At 74.1% G+C, this 26,123-nt stretch carries 19 protein-coding genes and 1 pseudogene; 10 read left to right on the top strand and 10 right to left on the bottom strand.

Going from position 1 to position 26,123, the window contains the following annotated elements:
* Nucleotides 1-20: 20 nt before the first annotated feature.
* From ACICHK_RS08395 to ACICHK_RS08385, 3 genes are read right to left on the bottom strand one after another with little or no spacing between them, the layout of a single operon-like run.
* Entirely contained in the window at nucleotides 21-1,370 is a 1,350-nt protein-coding gene (locus ACICHK_RS08395) for an MFS transporter (RefSeq protein WP_406836425.1), read from the bottom strand.
* A 42-nt stretch (nucleotides 1,371-1,412) separates the two neighbouring features.
* Nucleotides 1,413-2,180: a glycerophosphodiester phosphodiesterase gene (locus ACICHK_RS08390; RefSeq protein WP_151468531.1), complete on the bottom strand. Its 768-nt coding sequence runs from the start codon at nucleotides 2,178-2,180 to the stop codon at nucleotides 1,413-1,415.
* The gene (locus ACICHK_RS08385; protein ID WP_406836424.1) at nucleotides 2,177-2,899 is read right to left on the bottom strand and encodes a YczE/YyaS/YitT family protein; all 723 of its coding nucleotides are present in this window, start codon (nucleotides 2,897-2,899) and stop codon (nucleotides 2,177-2,179) included. Before ACICHK_RS08385 ends, ACICHK_RS08390 begins: the two co-directional genes overlap by 4 nt.
* 63 nt (nucleotides 2,900-2,962) lie before the next feature.
* Here ACICHK_RS08385 and ACICHK_RS08380 point away from each other — a divergent pair, with 63 nt between their 5' ends.
* Nucleotides 2,963-4,462, top strand: coding sequence for a PLP-dependent aminotransferase family protein (locus ACICHK_RS08380; protein ID WP_406836423.1), 1,500 nt, complete (start codon nucleotides 2,963-2,965; stop codon nucleotides 4,460-4,462).
* 613 nt (nucleotides 4,463-5,075) lie between these two features.
* Here the strand turns inward: ACICHK_RS08380 and ACICHK_RS08375 are convergent.
* The gene (locus ACICHK_RS08375; protein WP_406836422.1) at nucleotides 5,076-6,656 is read right to left on the bottom strand and encodes a hypothetical protein; all 1,581 of its coding nucleotides are present in this window, start codon (nucleotides 6,654-6,656) and stop codon (nucleotides 5,076-5,078) included.
* A 38-nt stretch (nucleotides 6,657-6,694) separates the two neighbouring features.
* Entirely contained in the window at nucleotides 6,695-6,889 is a 195-nt protein-coding gene (locus tag ACICHK_RS08370; RefSeq protein WP_103549671.1) for a hypothetical protein, read from the bottom strand.
* Between the two features lie 260 nt (nucleotides 6,890-7,149).
* Between ACICHK_RS08370 and ACICHK_RS08365 the strand changes: the two genes are divergently transcribed.
* From ACICHK_RS08365 to ACICHK_RS08345, 5 genes and pseudogenes are all read left to right on the top strand, one after another.
* Nucleotides 7,150-7,542, top strand: coding sequence for an ankyrin repeat domain-containing protein (locus tag ACICHK_RS08365; protein ID WP_151468535.1), 393 nt, complete (start codon nucleotides 7,150-7,152; stop codon nucleotides 7,540-7,542).
* 300 nt (nucleotides 7,543-7,842) lie between these two features.
* A complete protein-coding gene (locus ACICHK_RS08360) occupies nucleotides 7,843-9,261 on the top strand; it encodes a HEAT repeat domain-containing protein (protein ID WP_406836421.1) in 1,419 nt (472 codons plus the stop codon).
* 139 nt (nucleotides 9,262-9,400) lie between these two features.
* Entirely contained in the window at nucleotides 9,401-10,564 is a 1,164-nt protein-coding gene (locus tag ACICHK_RS08355) for a glycosyltransferase family 4 protein (RefSeq protein ID WP_406836420.1), read from the top strand.
* Complete coding sequence (locus ACICHK_RS08350; RefSeq protein ID WP_406836419.1) at nucleotides 10,561-11,715, top strand: glycosyltransferase; 1,155 nt, start codon at nucleotides 10,561-10,563, stop codon at nucleotides 11,713-11,715. The genes ACICHK_RS08355 and ACICHK_RS08350 overlap by 4 nt, the downstream gene beginning before the upstream one ends.
* Nucleotides 11,712-12,565 (top strand): annotated as a pseudogene (locus ACICHK_RS08345) (SGNH/GDSL hydrolase family protein). The gene ACICHK_RS08350 and the pseudogene ACICHK_RS08345 overlap by 4 nt, the downstream one beginning before the upstream one ends.
* A gap of 100 nt (nucleotides 12,566-12,665) precedes the next feature.
* On the opposite strand, the gene ACICHK_RS08340 reads toward ACICHK_RS08345, so the two are convergent.
* Genes ACICHK_RS08340 through ACICHK_RS08320 form a run of 5 tightly spaced genes read right to left on the bottom strand, consistent with a single transcriptional unit; the run spans nucleotide 12,666 to nucleotide 17,104 of the window.
* Nucleotides 12,666-13,535 carry a biotin-dependent carboxyltransferase family protein gene (locus ACICHK_RS08340; RefSeq protein WP_406836418.1) on the bottom strand — a complete coding sequence of 290 codons (870 nt, stop codon included), beginning with the start codon at nucleotides 13,533-13,535 and terminating at the stop codon, nucleotides 12,666-12,668.
* On the bottom strand, nucleotides 13,532-14,149 hold the full coding sequence (locus tag ACICHK_RS08335) for an allophanate hydrolase subunit 1 (protein ID WP_406836417.1): 618 nt from the start codon (nucleotides 14,147-14,149) through the stop codon (nucleotides 13,532-13,534). The genes ACICHK_RS08340 and ACICHK_RS08335 overlap by 4 nt, the downstream gene beginning before the upstream one ends.
* Nucleotides 14,146-14,904, bottom strand: coding sequence for a LamB/YcsF family protein (locus tag ACICHK_RS08330; protein WP_406836416.1), 759 nt, complete (start codon nucleotides 14,902-14,904; stop codon nucleotides 14,146-14,148). The genes ACICHK_RS08335 and ACICHK_RS08330 overlap by 4 nt, the downstream gene beginning before the upstream one ends.
* Before the next feature lie 29 nt (nucleotides 14,905-14,933).
* Entirely contained in the window at nucleotides 14,934-15,728 is a 795-nt protein-coding gene (locus ACICHK_RS08325) for a putative hydro-lyase (protein WP_406841177.1), read from the bottom strand.
* Between the two features lie 56 nt (nucleotides 15,729-15,784).
* Nucleotides 15,785-17,104, bottom strand: a complete 1,320-nt coding sequence (locus ACICHK_RS08320; protein WP_406836415.1) for an MFS transporter — start codon at nucleotides 17,102-17,104, stop codon at nucleotides 15,785-15,787.
* Nucleotides 17,105-17,297: 193 nt separating this feature from the next.
* On the opposite strand from ACICHK_RS08320, the gene ACICHK_RS08315 reads away from it, so the two are divergent.
* The 4 genes from ACICHK_RS08315 to ACICHK_RS08300 all read left to right on the top strand — a co-directional run bounded on the left by ACICHK_RS08315 (nucleotide 17,298) and on the right by ACICHK_RS08300 (nucleotide 25,795).
* Entirely contained in the window at nucleotides 17,298-18,002 is a 705-nt protein-coding gene (locus tag ACICHK_RS08315; RefSeq protein WP_406836414.1) for a GntR family transcriptional regulator, read from the top strand.
* A gap of 511 nt (nucleotides 18,003-18,513) precedes the next feature.
* The gene (locus ACICHK_RS08310) at nucleotides 18,514-20,031 is read left to right on the top strand and encodes a hypothetical protein (protein ID WP_406836413.1); all 1,518 of its coding nucleotides are present in this window, start codon (nucleotides 18,514-18,516) and stop codon (nucleotides 20,029-20,031) included.
* A gap of 172 nt (nucleotides 20,032-20,203) precedes the next feature.
* The gene (locus tag ACICHK_RS08305) at nucleotides 20,204-21,082 is read left to right on the top strand and encodes a hypothetical protein (RefSeq protein ID WP_151468546.1); all 879 of its coding nucleotides are present in this window, start codon (nucleotides 20,204-20,206) and stop codon (nucleotides 21,080-21,082) included.
* Nucleotides 21,083-21,163: 81 nt separating this feature from the next.
* The gene (locus tag ACICHK_RS08300) at nucleotides 21,164-25,795 is read left to right on the top strand and encodes a hypothetical protein (RefSeq protein ID WP_406836412.1); all 4,632 of its coding nucleotides are present in this window, start codon (nucleotides 21,164-21,166) and stop codon (nucleotides 25,793-25,795) included.
* The last annotated feature ends 328 nt before the right edge of the window (nucleotides 25,796-26,123 follow it).

The following is a 26,123-nucleotide window of genomic DNA, read 5'->3' as shown; positions in this document are numbered from 1 at the left end:
CCGCTCTTTGGCCCCGGACGCTAAATCATCTCGGGTACGGGATTGCCCGCGTCCCGCACCGCCCGGCGCACCGGGACCCGCGCCAGCAGGACGAAGCCGATGACGAAGAAGACCACGAGCGAGACGATCGCGTCCCGGTAGCTTCCCGTGAGCTGGTAGGTCAGTCCGAACAGCAGCGGGCCGAGCCAGCTCATCCCGCGGTCGCTCATCTCGTACGCCGAGAAGTACTCGGCCTCCTTGCCGCTGGGCACGAGGTGCGAGAACAGGGAGCGCGACAGCGCCTGGCTGCCGCCCAGGACCAGTCCGATGCCCGCGGCGAGGACGAAGAACCACACGGGCGCGCCCGCGGGCAGGAAGTACCCGACGGCGAGGATGAGCGTCCAGGCGACGAGCGATCCGAGGATGGTGCGTTTGGCGCCGTACGCACGGGCCAGCCGGCCCATGCCCAGTGCGCCTCCGACCGCGAGCACCTGCACCAGGAGTACGGCCGCGATCAGGGTCGACTGGCTGAGGCCCAGTTCCTCGGAGCCGTAGACGGACGCCTGCGAGATGACCGTCTGGATGCCGTCGTTGTAGATGAGGTAGGCGAGCAGGAAGCAGAGTGTGAGGGGCTGCCGTCGCATGTCGCGCACCGTGGCGGCGAGCTGCCGCCATCCGTGGGTGGACGTCTGTCCCGCGAAGGCGGTACGCCGGTCGCGCAGCCGCTTCAGCGGGACGAGGGTGAAGGCGCCCCACCAGACACCCGCCGAGGCCAGGCAGATGCGCACGGCCGTCGACTCGGACACGCCGAAATCTTCATGGGCCGTGAAGAGGACCAGGTTCGCCACCAGGACCACGGAGCCCGCCGCGTACCCGAAGGCCCAGCCCCGGGAGGAGACGGCGTCGCGCTCCTCGGGCGGGGCGATCTGCGGGAGGTAGGAGTTGTACAGGGCCATCGACACGGCCAGCGAGGCGTTCGCGACGACCAGCAGCAGCCCGCCCAGCAGATAGCGGTCGCCGTCCAGGAAGAACATGCCCGTGGTGGCCCCGGCGCCCAGGTAGGCCGCCGCCGCGAGCAGCGGCTTCTTGCGGCCCGTTCGGTCGGCGGCGGCGCCCGCCATCGGCATCACGACGATCGCCACGACGAGCGAGGCGGAGACCGCGTACGCGAAGAAGGAACCGGCGCGGACCGGTACCCCCAGCGGGTGGACGAACCCGTCCGCGTCCGCCGCGTGCTTGGCCACCGCCGTCAGATAGGGGCCGAGGAACACGGTGAGCACGCTCGTCGAGTAGACGGAGCAGGCCCAGTCGTAGAAGTACCAGCCGCGCTGTTCTCGCCGGCGCTCCGCGGCCTCGTCGGCCGCCCCCGCCCGCACGGTGTCCGTGCTCACCCGTGCCCCTCGCTTCCCCGTGAACGGACCGCGCGAGGAGGCTCAGAACCAGGTGCCCCGGTCTTCCAGGACCTTGCGCAGTGTGTCGATGTGATCGGTCATGATGCCATCGACCCCCAGGTCCAGGAGCCGGTGCATGCGTTCCGATTCGTTTACGGTCCACACGTGCACCTGGAGCCCGCGCGCGTGGGCGGCCTGCACGAACCGGCGGTCGACCACCGGCACCCCCGACTGCGTCTCGGGGACCTGGGCCGCGACCGCGGAGCGGCGCACCGCGGCCGGAACGCCCCAGGAGCGCAGCCGCAGGTTGAGCACCCCCCGGGTGCCGAACGAGGTCGCGAGGCGCGGTCCGGCCAGATGCTGGGCACGGGTCACACGGGCCTCGGAGAACGAACCGACGCAGATCCGGTCCCAGGCGTCGGTGCGGCCGATCAGGTCGAGCAGCGGGAGGAGCGCGGGTTCCGCCTTGACGTCGATGTTCCAGCGCGTCTCGGGGAATTCCTCGAGCAGCTCCTCGAAGAGGGGGACCGGCTCCTTGCCCGCCACGCGCGCCTGGCGCACGTCGTCCCAGGGGAGGTCCGCGATCCTGCCCGCGCCGTCGGTCACCCGGTCGAGGGTCGTGTCGTGGAAGGCGACCAGCCTGCCGTCCGCCGTGGCGTGCACGTCGGTCTCGATGTAGCGGTATCCGGCGTCCACCGCCCGGCGGAACTGCGCCAGGGTGTTCTCCAGGCCGTCCGCGGACCCGCCGCGATGCGCGAAGGGGATCGGGCCGGGGTGGTCGAGGTAGGGGTGAAGGGTGCGGGTGCTCACCCGGGCAGTATGGCGCGCTCGGGTTGACCTGGGGCGACAACGGCGCTGACGACCGGTGCCGGACGGGCGGCGAACACCCGCAGGAAGAGCTGCGCCAGGGGGCCGATGGCGACGGCGTAGAGCACCGTGCCGACGCCGACCGTGCCGCCGAGCGCGAAGCCGGTCGCGACGACGGCTACCTCCAGGACCGTGCGCACCAGGCGGACCGAGCGGCCCGTGCGCCGGTTCAGCCCCGTCATCAGGCCGTCGCGGGGACCCGGGCCGAAGCGGGCGGAGATGTACAGGCCCGTGGCCACGCCGTTCAGCACGACGCCCGCCACCAGGAGCGGGATCCGCAGGGCCAGGGAGCGGACGTCCGGCACCAGTGCGAGCGTGCCGTCCATGGCGAGGCCGACCACGAAGACGTTCGAGACGGTGCCGAGGCCCGGCCGCTGGCGCAGCGGGATCCACAGGAGCAGCACCGCGGCGCCCACGACGATCGACACCACGCCGATGGTCAGACCGGTCAGCTCGGCGAGCCCCTGGTGCAGCACGTTCCACGGCTCCAGCCCGAGACCCGCCTCCACGAGGAGCGCCGAGCTCGCGCCGTACAGGGCGAGGCCGGCGTAGAGCTGGACGAGGCGGCCGGGGAGCCGCCCGGGGCCGGGCGCCCCGGCGGGCGCGGAGTCGGAATGTGTGGACACGTGATGCTCCCCAGTGGTGACAGTGGCCTGGCGCATGACACTCTGTGGCTTGGGAACTGGCTTCAACCATGGCCAATTCGGGGAAGGTGGACTGGAATCATGGCGCAGTGGACTTCGGCGGTGGGGGCCGCGCAACTGGCCCGGCTCCTCAACTCCCAGCAGGAGCGGCCCGCCGGGCCGGGGACCCGCCGCCCGCCCGCCTATCGTGCCCTCGCCGACGGGGTGCGGCTGCTCGTGCTGGAGGGGCGGGTGCCGGTCGCCGCGCGGCTGCCCGCGGAACGGGAGCTGGCCCTCGCCCTGTCGGTCAGCCGTACGACCGTCGCCGCGGCCTATGAGGCCCTGCGGGCGGAGGGCTTCCTGGAGTCGCGCCGCGGAGCCGGCAGCTGGACCGCGGTCCCCGCCGGGAATCCGCTGCCCGCGCGCGGCCTGGAACCGCTGCCGCCCGAGACCCTCGGTTCGATGATCGACCTCGGCTGCGCGGCGCTGCCCGCCCCGGAGCCGTGGCTGACCCGGGCCGTCCAGGGCGCGCTGGAGGAGCTGCCCCCGTACGCGCACACGCACGGCGACTACCCCGCGGGCCTTCCCGCGCTGCGCGCCATGCTCGCCGAGCGGTACACGGCACGGGGCATCCCGACCATGCCCGAGCAGATCATGGTGACCACCGGTGCGATGGGCGCGATCGACGCGATCTGTCATCTCTTCGCGGGCCGCGGTGAGCGCATCGCCGTCGAGTCCCCCTCCTACGCCAACATCCTCCAGCTCATGCGGGAGGCCGGCGCCCGGCTGGTGCCCGTCGCGATGGCCGAGGGACTGGCCGGCTGGGACATGGACCGCTGGCGCCAGGTCCTGCGCGACGCCGCGCCCCGGCTCGCATACGTCGTCGCCGACTTCCACAACCCCACCGGCGCGCTCGCCGACGAGGAACAGCGGCGCGGGCTCGTGGAAGCGGCGCGCTCGGCGGGCACCGTCCTCGTCGCCGACGAGACGATGAGCGAGCTGCACCTGGACGAGGGGCTGGAGATGCCGCGCCCCGTGTGCGGCTTCGACCCGGCCGGCTCGACCGTGATCACCGTGGGGTCGGCGAGCAAGGCCTTCTGGGCGGGCATGCGGATCGGCTGGGTGCGGGCCGCCCCCGACGTCATCCGCAGCCTGGTCTCCGCGCGCGCCTACGCCGACCTCGGCACGCCCGTGCTGGAACAGCTCGCCGTGAACTGGCTGCTCAGCACGGGGGGTTGGGAGGAGGCCGTCGGTGTCCGGCGCGGCCAGGCCCGGGAGAACCGCGACGCCCTCGTCGCGGCCGTCCGCAGGGAGCTGCCCCGGTGGGAGTTCTCCGTGCCGCGCGGCGGTCTCACCCTGTGGGTGCGCACCGGCGGCCTGTCCGGGTCGCGGCTGGCCGAGGTCGGCGAGCGCGTGGGCGTACGGGTGCCCTCCGGACCCCGGTTCGGGGTGGACGGCGCCTTCGAGGGGTACGTGCGGCTGCCGTTCACCGTGGGCGGCGCCGTCGCGGACGAGGCGGCGACACGGCTGGCCGCCGCCGCCCGGCTGGTGGAGACCGGTGCGAGCGGAGGGGGCGAGGGCCCCCGGACGTTCGTGGCGTGACCGCACGAGCGCCCTGGGAACGCACGCCGGGGGCGCCCGCTCGCCCGTCCAGACGGGTCCGGTTGCCCGCACGTCGGACGGGTCCGGTTGCGCGTACGCCGGACGGGCCCGGTTGTCCGTACGTCGGATGGACCTGGTTGCCTGCGCGCAGGTTGAGCCCGGTTGCCCGTGTGTCGGGCGGGCCCGGTTGCGCGTACGCCGGAGGGGTCCGGTTGTCCGCATGTCGGATGGGTCTGGTCGTCTGCGCGTCGGTTGAGTCCGGTTGCCCGTGTGTCGGGCGGGCCCGGTTGCGCGTACGCCGGAGGGGTCCGGTTGTCCGCATGTCGGATGGGTCTGGTCGTCTGCGCGTCGGTTGAGTCCGGTTGCCCGTGTGTCGGGCGGGCCCGGTTGCGCGTACGCCGGAGGGGTCCGGTTGTCCGCATGTCGGATGGGTCTGGTCGTCTGCGCGTCGGTTGAGTCCGGTTGCCCGTGTGCCGGGCTGGTCCGGTTGCCGTGTGCTGGACGGGGTCGCTCGCCCGCACGTCGGACGGGCCGGAACCTGGGTCGGGTTCCGCCCGTCGGACATCCGTGCGTTGACCCCAGGGGGCGCGCTCCGTCTTCCGTCCGCCCCCGGCTATCCCTCCGCCACCGCGACCCCGGCGACCCCGGCGGCTTCGGCGGGCGCCGGCTTCGACGCGTCCGCCGGTGTCGTCCGTTCCGGCAGCAGGTCGAGCACCGCCTGCCGCTGCGCCTCGCTCGTGGCGCTGTCGTAGGGGTCCGGTGTCGCGGGGACCTGGAGGCGCAGGACGGGCCCGGTGCCCAGCCGGGCGTAGCCGCGGCCGGGCGGCACGTTCCGGGTCGGGGTGGTGTGCGGGGGCGCCCCCAGGACCTCTTCCAGCTGCGCGGCCGAGGCGGGGCCGAGCACCACGCGCGCGCGGGTGTGCTGCCGTACCGCGTCGCCGACGAAGTCGAGGTTCTCGAAGTGCTCGGCGACCACGACCGTGACGCCCGCCGCACGGCCGTGCCGCAGCGGGATCTGCAGCAGCGACTGGGGATCCTCGCGGCCGTCGGCGGCGGCCAGATGACCGAGCGCGCTCGGCCGGTCCAGCAGGATCCACAGCGGGTTCCTGATGTCGTCGGGGGCGGGATGTCCCGCCTGGCGGGCGCGGTTCGCGGCGGTCAGCCGCCGCTCGGTCTCGTGCGCCGCCCACTCCAGACTGGCGAGCGCCCCGCCCGTCGAGCACTCGACGGCCAGGACGCCCTCCCGCCCGGTCAGACACGCGTACTCGCCGGTGCCCCCGCCGTCGACGACGACGACATCGCCGTACTGGAGGACCTGCAGGGCGATGGAGCGCAGGAGGGTGGTCGTACCGGTGCCCGGTTCGCCGGTGACCAGCAGGTGCGGCTCGGTGGAGCGGGCACCCGTGCGCCAGACGACCGGGGGGACGTCACGCCGCTCCTCGCCGTGGGTGAGGGGGAGCGTGCGCTGGACGTCGGCCGGATCGGTGAACCCGAGGACCGTCTCGCCGGGCGCGGTGACGAAGCGCTGGGCGGCGATGTCGGTGGGCAGGGGCGGAAGGACCGTGACGGTGAGTTCGTTGCCCTCCTCGTCCCAGTCGAAGTGGTACTCACGGCCGCGGCCCGACTTGGCGTGCAGGAGCTGTTCGATGCGGGCGCGGGAGTCGGGTTCGCCGTCCGTGAAGTACGCCGGGTAGTGGACGAGCAGCCGGGAGATCCGCCCGTCGTCGTCGAAGTCGTACGAGGCGAAGGCCTTCTCCCAGTCGCCGCCGTGGGCGTACAGGGGAGCGGGGTCCTCGGCCGCGGAGAAGTACGGGACGAGAGCGTCGTAGAGGGACTGGAGGCGTCCGGCCTGCGCCTCGTCCGGGCCGGTCGCGGGCGGTGGGGTGCGCTCGCGACCGGTCCAGGCCGCCGCCGCCATCAGACCGATGACGGCGAGCAGCGGTCCGTACGGCACCAGAGCCACGATCAGGATCACCGAGGCCACCAGGAACAGCAGCGGCCCGCGCCGGTCCTTGGGGGTGGCGGCCCACCTGCGCCGCCCGGCGGCAGCCAGCCGGCGCAGTCCACGGGTGACCGTGATCAGCGGATGGAGGACATCGGTGGCGCTGTCGGCCGCCGTCCGGGCCAGCTCCCGGCTCTTGGCGATCTGCGCGGTGCCGTTGCTGAGGATGCGGGGGAGAGGGCGCCGGGCCACTGCTGTCTCCTGGAGGTGCGTACGAGGTGGGGGCGTCGTCAGAACTTGATTCCGCCGAGGAGGCCGGCCAGGCTCTCCCCGCCGGCCTTGATGCTCGGCGCGATGGCCGTGCTCGCGAGGTAGAAGCCGAAGAGCGCGGCCACGAAAGCGTGCGACGCCTTCAGTCCGTCCTTCTTGAAGAAGAGGAAGACGATGATGCCGAGAAGGACGACGCCTGACATGGACAGAATCATTTGAGCTCTCCTGGTTCGTGGGGACGGTCACCATGAGTTGTTCCAGGATCACAGCATGTATCCATACGATAAAAGGTGCAACTGGGTGAAAAATGGCGCATTTCATCCGTGTGACGGAACGGTCTTGCGCCGCCTGAGCTGCTCCGTTGCGCCCGATGCGCGTTTTGTGATCTTTGCAGCGGAGGATGCCTGTCGTGCGCCGCCGGAGCCAGTACCCTGTCGATTCACCCGAACGGTTGCAGTGAGAGGCGGTCCGGCCGATGAGCGAAGCCCCCGACCCCGAGGTCGTGGAGCTCGCGACCAAGATCTTCGATCTGGCGCGACGCGGCGAGACGGAGACGCTCGTGGCGTACGTCGACGCGGGTGTCCCGGCCGACCTCACCAACGACCGCGGCGACTCGCTCGTGATGCTCGCCGCCTACCACGGTCACGCCGGGGCGGTCCGCGCCCTGCTGGAGCGCGGCGCCGAGGCCGACCGCGTCAACGACCGGGGCCAGACCCCCCTCGCCGGAGCCGTCTTCAAGGGCGAGGAGGCCGTCATCCGGGTCCTCCTGGCCGCCGGCGCCGATCCGGCCGCGGGCACTCCCTCGGCCGTCGACACGGCACGCATGTTCGCCAAGACGGACCTGCTCGAATTGTTCGGCACATCATGAATCGAACGCTCTGACCAGGCGATACGCAGGAAAAAAGGGAGGCGGAACGGGGCCGCCGGAAATACGGTCGCGGCAGGAAGAACGACCGAGTCATCATGACGACGTGATTCACGGACGCGATGGCTGGGCAGGAGTTGCCGCACCGCGCGGGCCGTGACTCGGCCCGCATGGGCCACCGACGAGAGGCAGAGGAAGATGGTCTACAGCAAGCAAGAGACGGCGGGCGCCCCGACGTGTTGTCACGCGGCCAGGTAATGCAGGATCCCGGTTGCGTCGACGCTTGATGTGAGGCTGTTTCCCATGTTCGATCCGGTCATAGCGCCCAGTGGAACCCTGCTCGGCCTGCTCCAGAGGGGCCGCGGCGACGGAACGCTGCACGCGCTCACCGCACCGCGGGCCGAAGCGCTCGCGGCACTGGACCACTGTGTTCTCAGGGACCCCCGCCACGACTGGCAGGTGGAGAACCGCTCCCTGTACTACGCCCGTCTCTACCTCGACCTGAACGGTGAACTCGACGAGATCGAGCGTCACCTCTTCGACGCCGAGGACATCCTCGACGACTGCGAGTCACGCACGGGGCTCGCCCTCGCCGTCCTCGGGCACCTCGCCTCGTACGGCAGGCGTGACGCGCTCGCGCTGCTGCGCAGGTACGCGGCGGTCGGCTCCAACTGGGCCTGGGCCCTGGACGAGCTGGCCCTGCGCGACGACGACGCGGGCCTGCGCGCCCTCGCCGCCCCCGTGCTCGCCCGGTTCCCCGCCGACCCGGACGGCGAGGCCGCCCTCGCCGCCGCGGTGCGCGACGCCTTCGAGCCACGGCCCTGGCGGCTGTGGGCCGACGATTCCCGTGAGTCCGTCGCCACCCGTGTGCGTGCCGCCCGGGAGGCCGGGTCCTTCGACCGCTGGCAGCGCCAGATGCGGCCGTCGGGACCCCGCCCCGGGTGGAGCGTCGGCGCCGTCTTCGAATGGGCCCAGCAGGGCTTCGAACGCGGGGCCGCACTGCACGTCCCGGCCGCCCGCTGCCTGACCGCCGTCGCCGGGCCGGAGGACCGTCCCGAGATCGTCGAGGCCGCGCGCCACGGGACGGAGGGCGCACGCTGCACGGCCCTGCGCTATCTCGCCGACGGCAATGATCCGGACGCCCTCGACCTGATCGAGGCGGCGGCCGCGGACGTCTCGACGGCCGTCTCCGAGGCCGCCGTCGACGCCTTCGAACGGATGCGGAGCGTCGCCGCCGTCGACCGGGCGCGGGGCTGGGCGCACCGGCCCGACGCCCTCGGTGCCGCCGCCGGCCGTGTGCTCGCCTGCCGGGGCGGCGCGCAGGACCGTGATCTCGTCCTGGCGGCCCTGCGCGAGGCGGTACGGGGCGAGGGCCCCGACGCGCCGACCCTGTGGACCCTCGTCGACGGCACCGGACGGCTCGGCATCGCCTGCGCCGCCCCCGTGCTGCGGCACGTCTACCGGGAGACCGCGTCGTCGCACCTGCGTCAGCGCGCCGCCCGCGCCCTGGCCGCCACCGACCCCTCCTTCCCCGCGGGCTTCGCCGTCGAGTGCCTCTGGGACTGCGAGGAGACCACCCGGGAGATCGCCGCCCGGCACGCCGAGACCGGTGACGCGCGCGTGGTGGACCAACTGCGCCGGCTGGCGGCGGATCCGGCCGAGGAGGCCGAGGTCCAGACAGCGGTACGGAGCAGGATCGGGCCCGACATGCCGGCCGTATGAACGTTCGGTGACCCGGGAGTCAGGAGCGCGTGGACGGGGGCTGACCTGCTCGGGGGCGGAGGGCAACGCTCACGGGACGTTCATCGTTCGCATAGATCGACGTTGACGCGGCCACGTCCAGTGCGGCGAGAACACCCGTATGCGTGTCGTCATCGTGACCGAATCCTTTCCCCCCGATGTGAACGGCGTGGCCCACTGCGCGCTCCAGACCGCCCGGCACCTCGTCGATCGCGGTCACGCTCCCCTCGTCGTCGCCCCGGCGGCCTCGCCCAGGTCCTCGGCCTCCCCCGACCAGGGAGGCACCCCCGCCGGGCACGGGCCCGACACCCTCGCCCCGTGCCCGGTCGTCCGCGTCCCCTCCCTCCCGCTCCCGGGCTACCCCCAGGTCCGCGTCGCTCTCCCCAGCCGGCGCGTCGCCGCGGCCATCACCGAACACCGCGCCGACATCGTCCACCTGGCCAGCCCCTTCATCCTCGGCGTCCGCGGCATGGCGGCCGCCTCCCGGCTCGGCATCCCCGCCGTGGCCGTCTACCAGACCGACCTCGCCGGATACGCCCGCACGTACATCAGCGCGGGTGAGGCCACCGCGTGGCGGCGCATCCGCTCGGTGCACGCCGCGGCCGACCGGACGCTCGCTCCCTCCAGCGCGGCCCTGCGCGACCTGGAGGCACACGGCGTGCCCCGGGTGCGGCTGTGGGCCCGCGGTGTCGACACGGCCCGCTTCCGCCCCGACCGCCGCGACGAGGCGCTGCGCCGCGAGCTCGCGCCGAACGGCGAGCTGATCGTCGGTTACGTCGGCCGGCTCGCCCCGGAGAAGCAGGTCGAACTGCTCTCCGGAGTCTGCGCGCTGGACGGCGTCCGCCTCGTCGTGGTCGGCGACGGCCCCAGCGAGACCGCCCTGCGCGGCGCGCTCCCCGGCGCGGTCTTCCTCGGCCGGCGCACCGGCGACGAACTCGCCCGGATCTTCGCCTCGCTGGACGTCTTCGCGCACACCGGCCCCTTCGAGACCTTCTGCCAGACCGTCCAGGAGGCCATGGCCGCCGGAGTGCCCGTGATCGCGCCCGCCGCGGGCGGACCGCTCGACCTGGTCGCCCACGGGCGCACCGGACTGCTGGTCCCGCCCCGCGACGCCGACGCCGTACGGGACGCGGTGCGCGCCCTGGCCGCCGATCCCGCGCTGCGGGCGGCCTACGGCGCCGCCGGCCGTGCCATGGTCGAGGGCCGCACCTGGGCCGTGGTGGGCGACCAGCTCATCGGCCACTACGAGGACGTGCTCTCCGCGCGGAAGCTGGTGGCGGCATGAGCCTGCGCATCGTACGGCTCGCCAACTTCGTCGCCCCCGCCTCCGGAGGGCTGCGCACCGCGCTGCGGGAGCTGGGCACCGGCTACCTGGCCGCCGGCCACGAACCGGTCCTCGTCGTACCCGGTGAGCGCGCGAGCGACCGCGACACCGGACAGGGACGGGTGATCACGCTGCCCGGCCCGCTGCTGCCCGGCACCGGCGGCTACCGCGTCCTCACCGACAGACGGAGGGTCGCCCGGCTCCTGGAGTCGCTCGCCCCCGACCGCCTGGAGGTCTCCGACCGCACCACCCTGCGCTGGACCGGGGTCTGGGCGCGGCGGGCCCGGGTGCCCGCGGTGATGGTCTCCCACGAGACCGCCGACGGCGTCCTGCGGACCTGGGGACTGTCCGAGGCGATGGCCCGGCGGACCGCCGACGCCCTCAACGTCCGTACCGCGCACACCTACGCGCGCGTGGTGTGCACCACGGAGTTCGCCGAGCGCGAGTTCGTGCGGATCGGAGCCCGCAACGTCGTACGCGCCCCCCTGGGCGTCGACCTGGTGGACCGGCACCCCGCCCTGCGCGACCCGGCGCTGCGCGCCCGCCACGCGCGCGCGGACCAGGTCCTGCTCGTCATGTGCTCCCGCCTCTCGGTGGAGAAGCGCCCCGGCACGGCGCTCGACGCGCTGGAGGCGCTGCTGCGGCGCGGTGAGCGGGCCGTGCTCGTCGTCGCCGGGGACGGACCGCTCAGGGCCCGGATGGAGCAGGGCGCCCGGGAGCGGAGGCTGCCCGTCACCTTCCTCGGGCACGTCGCCGACCGCGCCCTGCTCGGTTCGCTCCAGGCCTCGGCGGACGTGTGCCTGGCACCCGGGCCCGCGGAGACCTTCGGGCTCGCCGCCCTGGAGGCCATGGCCTGCGGCACTCCCGTCGTCGCCAGCGCGCACTCCGCCCTGCCGGAGATCGTCGGCTCCGCCGGAGCCACCGCCGCCGACAGCGGGGACTCCTTCGCGGACGCGGTACGGCTGCTGCTCGGCCGCGCCGAGAGCGAGCGCAGGCAGGCCGCACGCGCGCGTGCCGAGTGCTTCGGCTGGGACGCCGCCGTGACGGGCTTCCTCGCCGCGCACGACGCGGTGGCCGTGCCGCGGCCGCGTCTCCAGGAGGGCGTGGCATGAGACCGGTGCGGTTCGTCGCCCTCGGGGACTCCCTCACCGAAGGAGTGGGCGACCCCGTGGGGGACCGGTGGCGGGGATGGGCCGAACTCCTCGCCCCCGGGCTCGCCCCGGCGGATGCGCCCGTGGACTTCACCAACCTCGCGGTCAGCGGGGCACAGACACGGGACGTCCTCGAACGGCAGACCCGGCGGCGCTCGCCCTGGAGCCCGACATCGTCTCCGTCGTGATCGGCGTCAACGACACCCTGCGGTACACCTTCGACATCCACGCGGTGGCCGAACGGCTCGACACGGTGTACGCGGCCTTCCGCGCGCGGGACGCGACCGTGCTGACGGCCTGCCTGCCGGACCCCGGTTCGATGCTGGGACTGCCGGGAGCCCTGGCCCGCCCGCTGGCCCGGCGTCAGCACGCGGTCAACGCGGTGGTGCACGCGCTCTCGAAGCGGCACGGGGCGATGCACCTGCACGCGGCGGAGGAGGAGTGGATCGAGGACCGCGCGGTGTGGAGCGCCGACCGGCTGCACCCGGGGGAGCTGGGGCACCGTCAACTGGCCCTGCGCTTCCACGCGCTGCTCACCGAGGAGGGCCTCGCCGACGGGACCACCCCCTCGGCCGAGGCCGAATTCCCCGCGCCGACCCGCTCCGCGAGCCTGCTGTGGCTGGCCACGGCGGGAACGGGCTGGGTGGCCCGGCGCTGCACGGACCTGCTGCCCCAGCTGCTCACCCTCGCCGCGTCCGAGGTGCGCCACCGGGCCCGGGGCACCAGCGCCCGCCTCGACCTGAGCGCCTCGCACGCCGTCGCGTCCGCCCTGGCGGCCCTGTCCGTGCCGGAACGGCCTGACGCGGTCTGACGGACGGCGTGGCCGTGGTCCGGCGGACGGGCGGACGCGCGAGGCGGGTACCGGCCGCACGGGCCGGTGCCCGCCTCGCGAACGCCCGTCCGCGGTGGTGTCAGCGGCGGTGTACGGCCACGAAGCGCACCGGGGTCCCCGGGACCGCCTGAGCGGCCGCCGGGAGGTCGCGGTGACGGACGACCGCGATCACCGGGTAGCCCCCGGTGGTCGGATGGTCGGCGAGGAAGACGACCGGCCTGCCGTCGGGCGGCACCTGGACGGCGCCCAGCACCATGCCCTCACTGGGGAGTTCGCCGGACACGGCCCTCTCCAGCGACGGCCCCTCCGTGCGCAGGCCGATGCGGTTGCTCGCCGCCGACACCCGGTAGGCGCGCGTCGTGAGCGTCCGCAGGGCCGGCCCGGTGAACCAGTCGTCGCGCGGGCCCAGGGTCACGTGCAGGATCAGTTCGGCGGGCGGTGCGCGGTGCGCGGCGACGTCCACGCGCGCGTGAAGGGCGCCGGGGCTCCCCAGGGGAAGTACCGCGCCGTCCGTCAGGGGCGGGGGGCCGAGCCCGGAGAGGAGGTCGGTCGAGCGGCTGCCGAGCACCGGATCGACCGCCACGCCACCGGACACGGCCACATAGCTCCGCAGCCCCGCGCGCGCGGAACCGACGTCCAGGAGCGCCCCCGAGGGCACCCGGACAGGAGCCCCCCAGGCGGCCGGGCGGCCGTCCACCCTCACCGGGCAGGACGCCCCGGTCACCGCCACCGTGACCGTCGAACGGGGGCGCAGGGCACAGCCGTCGACCGTCGTCTCCAGCACGGCGGCCTCCACGGGGTTGGCGACGAGCCGGTTGGCCAGTGCCGCCGCGGGCGCGTCGAGCGCTCCGGAGCGCGGTACGCCGAGATGGGCGTGACCCGTCCGCCCCTGGTCCTGGACGGTGGTCAGGGCCCCGGCCCGCACCACCGCGAGGGCCCGGTCGCTCATGGACGTCCCTCCGGCACGAAACGCACCCGCGCGCCGGGGGCCAGCAGCGCGGCCGGCACGCGCGCGTGGTCCCACAGCACCGCGTCCGTGGTGCCGATCAGCTGCCAGCCGCCCGGCGAACTGCGCGGATACACACCGGTGTACGGGCCCGCGAGCGCCACGGAGCCCGTGGGCACCGCCGTCCGCGGGGTCGCCCGGCGCGGCACTGCGTACCGCTCCGGCAGCCCGGTGAGATAGCCGAAGCCGGGCGCGAACCCGCAGAACGCGACCCGGAACCCGGCCGCCGCGTGGATCTCCGGCACCTCGCGCACCGTCACCCCCCAGAAGGCCGCCACGTCCGCCAGATCGGGACCGTCGTACCGTACCGGGATCTCGATCGTGCCCTCCGCGCGCGCGTTCAGCGGGGGGATCTCCCAGCCGGGCAGCGACTCCGCGAGCCGGGCGGGGTCGTCCAGTCCGTCCAGGAGCACCGTGCGGGCCGCCGGGACGATCTCCCGCACGGTGAGCGAGCCCTCCGCGCGGCGCCGCACCAGTTCGGCGTGCAGCGCCTGGGCGGCCTCTCCCGAGGAGACCTCGACGAGCAGCGCCCGGTCGCCCACGGGCAGGGCCCTCACGCGAACGCCTCCACGCGCACGCCCGCCGACTCCAGCCGGGCCCGCACCCGGCGGGCCAGTCCGACCGCACCCGGCGTGTCCCCGTGCAGGCACAGCGAGCGCGCCCGGACCGGAACGCGCTCCCCGGAGAGGGAGACGACCACTCCGGAGCGCGCCAGACCCAGGGAGCGTTCGACCACGGCGTCGGCCTCCGCGATCACCGCGCCCTCCTGGGACCGCGGCACCAGAGTGCCCTCCCCGGTGTACGCGCGGTCCGCGAACGCCTCGGCGACGACGGGCAGTCCGGCCCGCTCGGCGATCTTCAGGAAGCGCGAGGACGGCAGACCGAGCACCGGCAGGCCCGCGCCCGCGAGCAGGACGCCGTCGACGACCGCCGCCGCCTGCTCCTCGTCGTGCACGACGCGGTTGTAGAGCGCGCCGTGCGGTTTCACGTACGCCACCCGTGAGCCCGCCGCGCGCGCGAAGACCTCCAGGGCGCCGATCTGGTAGGCGACTTCGGCCGTCAGCTCGTCGGACGGCACGTCCATCGCCCGCCGCCCGAACCCCGCCAGGTCACGGTAGGAGACCTGGGCGCCGATCCGTACGCCCCGCTCCGCCGCCAGCTCGCACACCCGCCGCATGGTGGCCGCGTCCCCGGCGTGGAAGCCGCAGGCCACGTTGGCGCTGGTCACGACGGACAGCAGCTGTTCGTCGTCGGTCAGCCGCCAGCGGCCGAAGCCCTCGCCGAGATCGGCGTTGAGATCGATGGGGGTCATGGGCTGCCGTTCCTCCTCCTCCGGCCCGTTCAGGCCACTCGGTACTGCTCGTCGCGGGTGTCGGTGATGAACATCCGGCCGGGCGCGTGGGTGATCGCGTACGGCGGACGGGACGCCATCACGGCCGCCTGGGGCGTCACCCCGCAGGCCCAGAACACCGGGATGTCGTCCGGGGCCGCGACCACCGGATCGCCGAAGTCGGGACGCGAGAGATCCTCGATGCCCAGCCCCGACGGATCGCCGCAGTGCACCGGGGAGCCGTGCACGGCGGGCAGCAGACTGCTCTCCCGGATCGCCGTGCTCAGGTGCTCGGGCGGCACCGGGCGCATCGAGACGACCATGGGGCCGCGCAGCCGTCCCGCGGGCCGGCACTGACGTGCCGTCACGTACATCGAGACGTTGCGGCCCTGCTCGATGTGGCGCATCGGGACGCCCGCGGAGCCGAGCGCCCACTCGAAGGTGAAGCTGCACCCGATCAGGAACGACACCAGGTCGGACCGCCAGTGGGCGACGACGTCCGTGGGCTCGGCCACCAGCTCGCCGTGCTCCCACACCCGGTAGCCCGGCAGGTCGGTGCGCAGATCGGCGTCCGCGGCGAGCACGGTCGTCCAGGAACCGGCGTCGGTGACGTCGAGGACGGGACACGGTTTGGGGTTGCGCTGGCAGAACAGCAGCATGTCGTACGCCCAGTCGGCGGGCACCGAGACGAGGTTGGCCTGGGCGTGGCCCGCGGCGATTCCGGCGGTGGGGACCGACAGTCCGGAACGGAACCGCCTGCGGGCTCTGGCGGGGGTCCACGCGCGCGCGTGGACGGGGGATGTCAGCGGGCCGGGCGAGCCGTCGCCGGAGAGGGCGGACGGCCGGACCTGGACGGTGTCGTTCACAGGAGCTCCTTGCCACGGGTCTCGGGGAGTCCGGTCAGGGCGAGTGCGGCGAGTGCGTAGCCGATCGCGCCGAAGACCAGCGCTCCGCCCACGCCCCAGCTGTCGGCCAGGAAGCCGACCGTGGTGGGGAAGGCCGCGCCGACGGCGCGCCCGGTGTTGTACGCGAAGCCCTGTCCCGTGCCCCGCACCGCCACCGGGTACAGCTCGCTGAGGAACGAGCCGAAGCCGCTGAAGATCGCCGACATGCAGAAGCCGAGGGGGAACCCGAGCACCAGGAGAAGGGTGTCGGCGCCGCTCGGGATGTTGGCGTACGCGAGGATGCAGGCCGAGGAGAGGACCGCGAACAGCAGGATGTTGCGTTTGCGGCCCAGCCTGTCGGTGAGGAGACCGCCCGTGAGGTAGCCGAGGAAGGCTCCGGAGATCAGGAGCGTCAGATAGCCGCCTGTGCCGACGACGGACAGTCCGCGCTCCGTCTTCAGATAGGTGGGCACCCAGGTGGCCAGCGTGTAGTAACCGCCCTGGACGCCGGTGGAGAGCAGGACCGCGAAGAACGTGGTGCGCAGCAGGCCCGGGGCCTTCGCCGTGCCGGGCCTGAAGAGCGCGGTGAACGACCCCTTGTCCGCGCTCTTCTCGCGGACCGCGGCCGCCTCGGGGGCGTCCCGCACCTCGCGCCGTACCCAGACCACGAGCAGCGCGGGCAGCGCGCCGGTCCAGAACATCACGCGCCAGGCGAGGCCGTCGTCGAGGTACTGGAAGACCAGCGTGTAGACGGCGACCGCCAGGCCCCAGCCGACGGCCCAGGCGCTCTGGACCGCGCCGAGCGTGCGCCCCCGGTGCCGGGGGCTCGCGTACTCCGCGACCAGGACGGCGCCGACCGCCCACTCGCCGCCGAAGCCGAGGCCCTGGAGGGCACGGAACACCAGCAGCGTCTCGTAGTTCGGCGCGAAGCCGCAGGCCACGGTGAACACCGCGTAGGTGATCACCGTGATCATCAGCGCCTTGACCCGCCCGATCCGGTCCGCGATCACGCCCGCGAGCGCGCCGCCGACCGCTGACACGACCAGCGTGACGGTGGTGAACAGGCCGGTCTGGCCGCTGTCGAGGCCGAAGTAGGCCGCCAGGGCGACCATGCTCAGCGGCAGGGTGAAGTAGTCGTACGCGTCGAGGCCGTAGCCGCCGAACGCGCCGCCGAAGGCGCGCCGGCCCCGCGGGCCGAGTGCGCGCAGCCAGCCGAACGCGCCTTCCCGGGCGGCGGGTTCACCCGTGACGGGTGCGGTGTCGGAGGTCAGGGCCTGGGGTGGAGGGGTCGTGCTCATGGGCACCTCGCAATGAGGGACGGAGGGTGCGTGAGGACTGAGCCGAGCCGTGCGGAAGCCTTGGGGCGCTTGGCAGTTCGGGGTGGTGCGGAGCGGTGTGCGGAGAGCGCCTGTCCGACAAGGTAGAGGATCGTTGAACGATCCCTCAATACCCGTGTTGTTTCGTTCCTGTGTCTGCGGTTGAATTCCGGGCATGGCAGAGCTCACGGAACTGGCCGACGACCGCGCCCTGTTGGGCCGCACCAGCACCGCCGAACGGGTCTCGGACATCCTCAGGAGCCGGATCGCGGAGGGCTTCTTCCCGCCCGGGACGCGACTGTCGGAGGACAGCATCGGCGGCGCCCTCGGGGTCTCGCGCAACACGCTGCGGGAGGCGTTCCGGCTGCTCACGCACGAGCGGCTGCTGGTGCACGAACTCAATCGAGGGGTCTTCGTACGGGTGCTCACCGTCGAGGACGTCGAGGACATCTACCGCACCCGGTCCCTCGTCGAGTGCGCCGTGGTCCGTGGGCTCGGCAGTCCGCCGTACGCCGTGGAGGGGATCGGCAAGGCCGTCTCCGACGGGCAGCGGGCCGCGCGCGAAGGTGACTGGAAAGGGGTGTCGACCGCCAACATCCACTTCCACCGCGAGCTGGTCGCGCTCGCCGGCAGCGCCCGCACCGACGAGGTGATGCGCAGCGTCTTCGCGGAGCTGCGTCTGGCCTTCCACGTCGTGGACGACCCCCAGCGGCTCCACGAGCCCTACCTCGCGCGCAACCACGAGATTTTCCAGACCCTCCGGGCGGGCGACCGGGACGGCGCGGAGCGCCTCCTCGCGGCCTACCTCGACGACTCGCTCCGGGGTCTGGTCGAGGTGTACGCGCGCCGGGTGGCCGACGGGGGGCAGGGCACGGTCTGACGGGCGGGCGTGCCGTGCGGGCCGACGCCCGGCGCCGGCCGTGCGGGCGGGCACCACGGCGTCGGCCGCCCGGGTCCGGTGCTGTGCGTTCGGTCACGGGGGCGGACGCCATGGCGGCGGTCGCCCGGGTCCGGTGCTGTGCGTTCGGTCACGGGGGTGGGTGTCATGGCGCCGCCACGCGGGGCGGGTGCCAGGGCGTCGGCCGCGTGGAGCGGGTGTGTGAGCGGCCGCCCGCGTCCGGGGAGCCACCGCAGACTCCGGCCGGGGCGGGACACCCCTGAGGCGCCACGGGGCCGGGGCGGGATCCCCTGAGGCGCCACGGGGTCGGGCCGTGAGGGACTGAGGGCGCGGGGACGGTCGGCCGACGGTTCGCGGACCGGAGGGGCGGTGGGTCCGAAACCGGGCGGACCGGTGGGCCGGAGCGGGGCCGGCGGGTTGTGGCGCGGTCGTGACGGCGGTCGCTTCTGCGCCGTTTCGGCCGTTGTCGGACCGAGGATTTAGTCTGTGCACCGTGACTTCGCCTGCATCGACGGACAGCGTTCCGCCCCAGCTCAGCGCGGGACCGCGCCCGGCACCGGGCCCGGCCGCCGACGAGGGCCTGGCGCGGCGGCTGCGCGCGCTCGCCTGCACTGCGCCGCTGCACGACCTGGACATGCGCAAGGCGAATCTCGCGGGCGAGTACACGGTGTACGGCATGGCCGAGGTCGCCCTCGCGGCCATCGATCTCGTCACGTTGAACATGGACTTCGACACGGGCGCCGACCACGACCAGATAGTGGCCAGGCTCATCCCGCGCATCGCCGCCCAGGCCCCCGGCCGCCCGGTCGCCGAGCACGAGCGCGTGGCCCGCTGGGTCCTGGAGAACCTGATCAACGTCGGCAGCGTCGACCGGGGCTTCAGGGCGGTGTACGGCACCTTCGCCCCCGACGGCACCTATGTGCGCCGCGACTACGACTTCAAGCTGATCGAGGAAGTGCCGGGCTACGGGGGAGGCGTCTACCTCCGTACGACCGACGAGGCGGTCAACGTCCTCGTCGGCGCCCTCGACACCGATGTCACCAGCGCGCAGATCGCCGCCGAGGTCAAGCTGGAGGTTCTGATCAGCCGCGGCCGGCTGGCCGACGCGCAGCTCGCCGCCGAGCAGGCCCGCTACCGCACCGTCCAGTACGCGGAGACGCTGCGCAAGGCCCTCGACGCCACCCGGCGCAACGTGCGGGCCGTCGACTGGCTCCAGGCCGTGCCCGACATGATCGCCGAGGCCCTGGACCACGTGGCCGACCGGTACCGCCACGAGAACGCGATCCTCACCAACATCCGCAAGGCCCGTGACGAGTCGGAGGACCCCGAGCAGAAGCGGCGCGCCGCCGAGCTCGTCGACATCGTCAAGGACTGCATCCGCCGGCACACCCAGCTCCAGTCCCGCCTCCTCGAGGCCGGCCCCCTGTTCCGCGCCGAGCAGGACCGGCAGGCTTTCGGTACCCCCATGACGACCTCGGGGATCGACCTCTACGGCCATCTGGTCGCGCCGGTGCTGCCCCTGCCGGTGGAGCAGGCGCTATGCGTCACCGACGCCTTCTTCAAGCACGGGACGGGCCTGCGCACCCCCGTCGCCGTGCGGGTCGCGGACCTCGTCGACATCCTGCTGACGCCGCCGCTGGAGCGCGAGCACCTCGGTGCGGAGATGCCCGAGCCCGACCTGATCGCCACACCGGACGACAGCCGCTTCAGCGAGGAGCAGCTGGCCGCGGCCAAGGAACTGCTGAACCTTCCCCCCGACGCGCCGCGACGGCTGTCCGGGCTGCTCGCGGAGGCCCGCCGCCAGGATCCCGAGCTGCCCTATCTGGTGGCCCTCCTGGCCGTGCACGCCGCGAGTCCGCCGGTCGGCACCGCCTACCGGCAGGGCGAGGAACGCCTGCTGTTCGCCGTGGACGACGGGACCGAGCTGGACGACCCGGAGTTCGGCGGGGCCGATCTGATCGTGGGCATGGCCCTACTCGACGCGGCGGGGATGAAGGCGGACCGGTCATGAGCCGTTCACCACGGGACCCCGGGCGCCGCAGGACACCCCGGATCCCCGCGTCAGGTGCCACGGGTCTCACCGGTCCCGCGGAGCCGCACGCCTCCGGTCCGCGAGCCCCGCGCGGGGCACCCGCCCCCGTCCGTGCACGTACCCTCGTACTTTCGAACAAGGAGTCCCAGCCGTGACCGAGCACGTCGAGTGGAGTGAACCGGAGGCCACCGCCGCACCGGCGAACGCCCCCGTCACCCCTGCCGACGCCGCCGACGCGGCGCGGCTCGTCGCCTTCGGGCTCCAGCCCAAACTGCAGCCCGCGCGCGACCAGGAGTACACCGAGCTGCTGCGTCGCTACCGCGAGGACCCGCCCTTCGCGCGGCTCGCCGACGCGGTCGCCGCCGGCCTCGGGCTCGTCGTCCTGGAGGTGTCCCCGCGCGCGGGGATGGCGGTGACCGCCGCCGAGGACTCGGTCTTCGCCGTCCGCATGGGCGACTACGCGCGACGCGCCTCGACCGACTCCGGGGACCGGTTCCTGCACGGACTCGCCCACCTCGCCGTGGCCGCCCTGGCCTTCCCGCGCCCCGAGGACCTCGCCGACGACGGATACATCGGGCGCGTCTCGGTCAACGGCGTCGACGCCTTCGTACGACAGGCCTGCCGGCGCCTGGAGGAGCGGGCCGAGGAGACCGGCGAGAACACCGACCCGGCGACCGACGCGCCCGGACTGGAGGCGGCCTGGCGGATCTGGGCACGGCGCAGCTCCACCGGGGCCACCAAGGACGCGCGAAGACTGGCGGGCTCGACGACGGGCATCATCGCCAAGGCCGTCGCCTTCCTCACCGACTCCGGGTTCCTCCAGCGCACCGGCGACGACGCCGGCGGGACGTACCGGACGACGGCCCGCTACCAGCTCCAGGTCCGCGACATGGCGGGCAGCGCGGCCATGGCCGAACTGCTGGAGCTGGGCATCGTCCCGGTGACGGACGGCACGGCGACGCTGCTGCCCGCCGAGGACACCGACGACCTGGAGCTCGTGGCCGGCGCCGGACTGCCGTTCCACTCCTGACGTCCGCCCGTCCTTCCCGGCTCCCCTCCACGACCTCCCGCTCCACGATCTCCCGCTTTTCGACTACGAGAGTCCGCCGCCATGTACGAGCTGTCCCGGGTCCGCCTCTACTCCATCGGGCCCGCCGGTGCGCGTTACGCCGACACCGTGCTGGACCTGCGCGGAGTCGGCGAACCCGTGCCCGACCCCGCGCCCACCCAGGCGGAGTTCTTCGAGGAGGAGCCCGTCGGCCCGCCGCGCCGCCCCGCGCCCGCCGGTGTGCTCTTCCTGGAGAACGGCGGCGGCAAGTCGGTGCTGCTCAAGCTGATCTTCTCGGTCATGCTCCCCGGCCACCGCAACACCCTGGGCGGCGCCAGCTCCGGCGTGCTGCGCAAGTTCCTGCTCGCCGACGACTGCGGACACGTCGCGCTGGAGTGGCAGCACACGCTGACCGGCGAGTGCGTGGTGGTCGGCAAGGCGAGCGAGTGGCGGGGGCGCCAGGTCTCCAACGACCCGCGGAAGTTCGCCGAAGCCTGGTACTCGTTCCGGCCCGGCCCCGGGCTCAGCCTGGACAACCTGCCCGTCGCCGAGGCCACTTCGGTCCGCCCTCCCGTCGAGGGCGCCTCCGGGGCGCAGGGACGGCGGCGCACCATGAAGGGCTTCCGCGACGCGATCACCGAGGCGGGCAAGGCCTACCCGCACCTGGAGGTGCACTGGGAGGAGATCCACGACCGCTGGAACGAACACCTCGGCGACCTGGGCCTGGACCCCGAACTCTTCCGCTACCAGCGGGAGATGAACGCCGACGAGGGTGAGGCCGCCGGCCTCTTCGCGGTCAAGAAGGACTCCGACTTCACCGATCTGCTGCTGCGCGCGGTCACCGACACCCGCGACACCGACGGGCTCGCCGACCTGGTCGGCGGCTTCGGCAACAAGCTGGGGCGCCGCGCCGAACTCATCGCCGAGCGCGACTTCACCGCCGGTTCCGTGGATCTGCTCGGCCGGATCGTCGACGCCGCCGGGGCGCGGGCACGCGCGCGTGACATCCACACCGGTGCCGAGCGGCGCACCAGGACCCTGGCACGCCGGCTGTCCGCGCGGGCCGTGCAGGAGCGCGTGCGCGCCGGTGAGCTCGCCCAGCGCGTGACCGCCGCCGCGTACGCCGTCACCCACGCCGAGGGCGCCCGTGAGCGCAGCGCGCTGATCGCCGCCGAACTCGCCTACCGCCACGCCTCGCTGGCCCTCGCCGGCGCGGAGAAGTCGGCCGCGGCGCAGAAGCGCGAGCTCGCCGACGCGCGCACCCTGCACGCGGCCTGGCAGGCCGCCGAGGCCGTGCTGCGCCACCGTGCCGCCGCGGACCGCTCCACCCGCGTCGCCGACGCGATCCGCGAGGCGGAACGGGACGCCGCCCCCGCGCTCGCGGCCCGTGCCACCGCCGCCGTCGACCTCGTCCGCGCGCTGCACCGGGCCGCCGAGGGCGCCGAGTCGCTCGCCAACGAGGAGGAGGAACGCTCCGCCGGCCTCCTGGAGGCCGGCGAGACGGCGTACGCCGACTCGACGGCCGCCGCCACCGCCGCGCAGCGCGCCCGCAGCGAGATCGGGCACCTGCGGCAGCGGCTGGCCGAGGTCGAGCAGGAGACCGCCGAGGCGGTCCGGGCCGGCTGGCTCGACGACAGCGCCCCCGACGCCGATCCGGCCCGGGCCGCGCTCGCCGCCAGCGACGCGGAGAAGAGTGCCGTCGCCGCCTGGGACACCGCGCGCGAGGCCTCGCGGCGCGCCGCCGATCACGCGCGGGAGGCGGCGTCCGCCGAGTCCCGCGCCGAGCTGACGGCCGCCCGCGCGGCGGACGCGGCGACGGCGGCCGAGCGGGCGCACGAAGCGGAGCGGCGCACGGCCGAGGCGCTGGCGCAGGAGGAACGGCTCGCGGAACTGCTGGGCCTGCCGGGCACCGACACCCGCCAAGATGTTCCGCAGCCGCACCGCGACGAGGAGTCCGACGGCCCGGCCGGTTCGCCGGGCGCGCCGCTGGCTCCCGAAGAGCTCGACCGGTACGCCGACGAACTCCGCGCACTGCTCGACGAAGGGGTCGCCTCCGCCGAGCGCCAGCTCTTCGACCTGCGCACCGCTGCGGCCGACGACGCGCGGATCCTCGGGGCGCTCGGCGACGGCGGGCTGCTGCCGCCCGGCCCCGACGTCCTCGCCGCCGTCGAGTACCTCGGCGAGCACGGCATCCCCGCACTGCCCGGGTGGCGCTACCTCGCGCAGGCCGTGGACCCCGTCGACCACGCGCGCGTACTGGCCGCCCGGCCCGAGCTCGTCGACGGCGTGATCATCACCGACCCCGACACCCATGCGCGGGCCCGCGAGGTCCTCGGCGACGCGGCGCTGCTGCCGCGCTCGACGGTGGCCGTCGGAACGGCCGCCGCCCTGCTCGCCCCCACCCCGGCCGCCGACACGGACGACGGCGGTGTCTTCCTCGTACCGCCGAACCCCGCCATGCACGACGAACACGCGGCGGACGAGGAGCGCCAGGCACTGCGGGCCCGGACGGTCCTGCGGGACGAGGAGATCCGCGCCCTCGCCGCCCGACTCGGCAAGGACCGGGAGCTGGCCGCCCGCCTCGCGTCCTGGCGCACCGGCTGCCCCGCCGGACGGCTCGCCGAACTGGCCGCGACCGCCCGCGACGCCCGCGCGTTCGCGGAGGAGGCCGAGGCCGAGCTGGCCGAGGCCCGCACCGTCCGGGCGGAGGCCGAGGAGACGGCGGCCGAAGCGGCCCACGTACGCGACGAGCGGCAGGAGGCCGCGCAGAAGGCCCGGCGCGCCGCCGACGCGCTCGCCGGACTCGCCTTCCGGCTGCGCGAACGCGCCGGATGGCAGGTCAAACTCCGCGAACTCGCCGACGAGGCGGCGGAGTCGGAGGCCCGCGCCCAGGTGTGCCTGGAGCGCGCCCGCGCCGCCGACGAGGACCGCCGCGCCGCCCAGCGCGCCGCCGACGACGCCCGCCGTACGGCCCGCGCGCTGCGCGCCGAACGCGCGGAGATCGCGGGCGCCCCCGACGACGTGACACAGGACGGGACGGCGGCGGCCAAGGCCTCGCTGCCCGCCCTGCGCGAGGCTTACCGGGCCGCGTCGCAGCTCTACGAGAAGGTCGGCGTGGGCGCCGACCTGCGCGCGGAGCAGGCACGGGCCGAGAGTGACGAGACCGCGGCCCTCGCGGAGCTGGACCGGCTCAGCAACAAGGTCCGCACCCGCGCCGAGCAGCTCCTGGAGTCACCCGACGGCTCGGACGGCCCCTCCCGGCAGGCGGCCGCGGCACGGGCCGAGGAGCTGGTGCAGCTCCTGGAGACCCGGATGTCGACCGCGAGCGAACAGCTCGGGCGGCTGCGCGGCGAGGCCGAGCGGCACGCGCCCGAGGAGGGCGAGGTCCACACCGAGCTGGCCGAGGAGCTGGTCCCGGGCGACGCCGAGCAGGCCCAGGCCCTGCTGCGTACCGCCACGACCGAACTCGCCTCCCGGACCGAGGCGTTGAACCACGCCCGCGAGGCACACGCGGAGCTCCTCGACGCCCACCGCTCCGCCGAGGACGCGGCCGGCGGCTTCGACGAGGTCGCCGCGCTCCTCAGGGACCTGCTCCGCGACCACGTCGACGAGGAGCAGGACGAGCCCGAGCCCTACTCCGGCACCCTTGAGGAGGCGCGGAACTCCGCGGCCGAGAGCCGCCGTTCGCTGCGCGGCTGCGCCACCGACCTGTCCACGGCCGAGGCCGCGGTCCGCGAGGCGAGCGACATCCTCGTACGCCACGCCAACTCCACGCGCTACGAGCAGGTGCGCACCCCTGCCCGGCAGCAGATCCGCGAGCTGCCCGCCTCCTCGCTGCCCGAGCACGCGCAGAAGTGGGCGGACGCCTTCGCGCCCCGGCTGCGGGTGCTGACCGACGAACTGGCGCAGCTGGAACGCAACCGCGACTCGATCGTGGACCGGCTGCGCGGGCTCGTCGAGTCCTCCCTCGCCACCCTTCGCTCCGCCCAGCGGCTGTCCCGGCTGCCGGAGGGACTGGGGGAGTGGTCCGGACAGGAGTTCCTGCGCATCCGTTTCGAGGAACCCGACCAGGCCACCCTCACCGAGCGGCTCGGCGAGGTCGTGGACGAGGCCACCCGCGCGGCGGTCAAGAAGAACTCCGACATGCGGCGCGACGGCATGTCGCTGCTGCTGCGCGGGGTCAGCGCCGCGCTCCAGCCCAAGGGCGTCGCCGTCGAGATCCTCAAGCCGGACGCCGTACTGCGCGCCGAACGTGTCCCCGTCGGACAGATGGGCGACGTGTTCTCCGGCGGCCAGCTGCTCACCGCGGCCATCGCGCTGTACTGCACGATGGCCGCGCTGCGCAGCAACGACCGCGGCCGCGACAAGCACCGGCACGCCGGCACCCTGTTCCTCGACAACCCCATCGGGCGCGCCAACGCGACCTATCTGCTGGAGCTCCAGCGGGCCGTCTCGGACGCGCTGGGCGTTCAGCTTCTCTACACCACCGGCCTGTTCGACACGACCGCGCTCGCCGAGTTCCCCCTCGTCATCCGGTTGCGCAACGACGCCGACCTTCGTGCCGGGCTGAAGTACATCAGCGTGGAGGAGCATCTGCGGCCGGGGCTGCCGCGTGAGGCGGCCGCCGGAGAGGCCGTGCACACCGAGATCACCGCGACCCGGATGTTCAAGCGTCCGGCGCCGGTCGCCCCGTAGCGATCGAGCAGCGGGGAACCGCGTGCCGTCAGCAGCCGGCCGCGTGGTTCCCCGCCCTCCTCGCGGTGCGCTCGTCCGCCTGGTCCGGCAACTCGTCGTCGGACCACGGAACGTCTCCCGGCACGGTCACCGGAGCGAAACTGTCCGACGGCCGCTCCCCGCCCGCCGAAGTCGTGATAGCCGGCATCGGCACCTGTCGGCAGCGACAGCGTGCTGCGTGAGGGTGCTGTGCGGCCCGGCTCCGTACCGGACACGGGGCCTGCGCCACCGGGCAACCCCACGTCGCGGTCCGGGAGTCGCCCGCCTGCCGCACCATGGCGACTTCGCC

This window comes from Streptomyces sp. AHU1 (assembly GCF_045343905.1).
Lineage (GTDB): Bacteria > Actinomycetota > Actinomycetes > Streptomycetales > Streptomycetaceae > Streptomyces > Streptomyces triticiradicis.
Note: the sequence above shows the minus strand (reverse complement) of the source record. Positions and strands in the feature narration are given on the sequence as shown.

What these genes read in the sequence shown, in the direction of transcription:
- ACICHK_RS08385 (WP_406836424.1), bottom strand. Translation starts at nt 2,899, where the DNA reads ATGCGCCAGGCCACTGTCACCACTGGGGAGCATCACGTGTCCACACAT.
- ACICHK_RS08380 (WP_406836423.1), top strand. Translation starts at nt 2,963, where the DNA reads ATGGCGCAGTGGACTTCGGCGGTGGGGGCCGCGCAACTGGCCCGGCTC.
- ACICHK_RS08370 (WP_103549671.1), bottom strand. Translation starts at nt 6,889, where the DNA reads ATGATTCTGTCCATGTCAGGCGTCGTCCTTCTCGGCATCATCGTCTTC.
- ACICHK_RS08365 (WP_151468535.1), top strand. Translation starts at nt 7,150, where the DNA reads ATGAGCGAAGCCCCCGACCCCGAGGTCGTGGAGCTCGCGACCAAGATC.
- ACICHK_RS08360 (WP_406836421.1), top strand. Translation starts at nt 7,843, where the DNA reads ATGTTCGATCCGGTCATAGCGCCCAGTGGAACCCTGCTCGGCCTGCTC.
- ACICHK_RS08355 (WP_406836420.1), top strand. Translation starts at nt 9,401, where the DNA reads ATGCGTGTCGTCATCGTGACCGAATCCTTTCCCCCCGATGTGAACGGC.
- ACICHK_RS08350 (WP_406836419.1), top strand. Translation starts at nt 10,561, where the DNA reads ATGAGCCTGCGCATCGTACGGCTCGCCAACTTCGTCGCCCCCGCCTCC.
- ACICHK_RS08340 (WP_406836418.1), bottom strand. Translation starts at nt 13,535, where the DNA reads ATGAGCGACCGGGCCCTCGCGGTGGTGCGGGCCGGGGCCCTGACCACC.
- ACICHK_RS08330 (WP_406836416.1), bottom strand. Translation starts at nt 14,904, where the DNA reads ATGACCCCCATCGATCTCAACGCCGATCTCGGCGAGGGCTTCGGCCGC.
- ACICHK_RS08320 (WP_406836415.1), bottom strand. Translation starts at nt 17,104, where the DNA reads ATGAGCACGACCCCTCCACCCCAGGCCCTGACCTCCGACACCGCACCC.
- ACICHK_RS08315 (WP_406836414.1), top strand. Translation starts at nt 17,298, where the DNA reads ATGGCAGAGCTCACGGAACTGGCCGACGACCGCGCCCTGTTGGGCCGC.
- ACICHK_RS08300 (WP_406836412.1), top strand. Translation starts at nt 21,164, where the DNA reads ATGTACGAGCTGTCCCGGGTCCGCCTCTACTCCATCGGGCCCGCCGGT.